We start from the raw sequence: 264 nt of genomic DNA on the forward strand, positions 1-264 counted from the left end.
CGACGCCGATCTCGACCTTGTCGCCGACGACAAAGGCGATCGAAACGCCCCAATAACGGAACCCCCTGATATAGTTGGTCGTGCCGTCGATCGGATCGACGACCCAGGTGCCGGCTCCTTCCGATTGCCCGCCGCTCTCTTCTCCCATGAAGGTATCGTCCGGGAAGCGCGAGATGAGCCCCTGGCGGATCGCCTGCTCCGCTCTCCCGTCGGCGATGGTGACGAAGTCCTGCAATCCCTTACTTTGAACGGCGAGAGTGCCGG

At 62.5% G+C, this 264-nt stretch carries 1 protein-coding gene; it reads right to left on the reverse strand.

The genetic code is table 11. The annotated features are described in order from the left end of the window. The coding region (locus EOD29_RS32480; RefSeq protein ID WP_281059252.1) for an inositol monophosphatase family protein at positions 1–264 on the reverse strand (264 nt) is incomplete at both ends.

It is taken from the genome of Mesorhizobium sp. M1A.T.Ca.IN.004.03.1.1 (assembly GCF_003997555.1).
GTDB lineage: Bacteria > Pseudomonadota > Alphaproteobacteria > Rhizobiales > Rhizobiaceae > Mesorhizobium.